Annotated in this window: 1 protein-coding gene; it reads right to left on the bottom strand. The window is 67.5% G+C overall.

Annotation, left to right across the window (positions count from 1 at the left end):
• A partial coding sequence (locus HX846_RS37840) for a LysR substrate-binding domain-containing protein (RefSeq protein ID WP_178967539.1) occupies nt 1–689 on the bottom strand: 689 nt, incomplete at both ends.

The following is a 689-nucleotide window of genomic DNA, read 5'->3' on the forward strand; positions in this document are numbered from 1 at the left end:
ATGCCAGGCCGGTCCTGGCCCGGAACGCCCCCAACGCCAGGTGCCTGGACACGCAATTGGCCGGCAGCGCCCGGGCCGCCTGCAGCGGCAACACACCCACACCCAGCCCGGCCGAGACCAGCGCCAGCATGGTGGTGAACTCGCCGAGTTCGGAGGCGATCTCCAGCGGCACGCCCATCGCCTGCACGAATTCATCGTAGAAACCCGGTGCATAACGCCGGGCCAGGATGAACACCGGCACCTTGAGCAAGTCCGTCGGCTGAATGGTTTCCTGGGTCGCCAACGGATGCTCGCCGGGCAAGGCGACCACGAAGCTTTCCTGCAGCACCTCAAGGGTCTGCACGCCGGGATAGGCCGCCGGCAAACGCATCAGGCCGAAATCCAGCTGGCCGTTTTTCAACGCAGCCGCCTGATCCGGGCCGGGCATGTCCTTGAGCTCCAGTTCAATTCGCGGGTAGCGCTGGTGCACCGCACGAATCAACCCCGGCAGCAATTGCGGCAATACCGACGAGACAAATCCCAGGCGCACCCGGCCGATCTCCCCGCGGTTCGAAGCCCGGGCGGCATCGGCGGCGCGGGCAGCCTGGTGCAGGGTGGCGAGGGCTTCCGGCAGAAACACCCGCCCGGCTTCCGTCAGTGTGACCGAGTGCCGGTTGCGGTCGAGCAGGCGCACGCCCAGGCCGCTTTCG

Origin of the sequence: Pseudomonas sp. K5002 (genome assembly GCF_013386655.1) — a bacterium.
Classification (GTDB): Bacteria; Pseudomonadota; Gammaproteobacteria; order Pseudomonadales; family Pseudomonadaceae; genus Aquipseudomonas.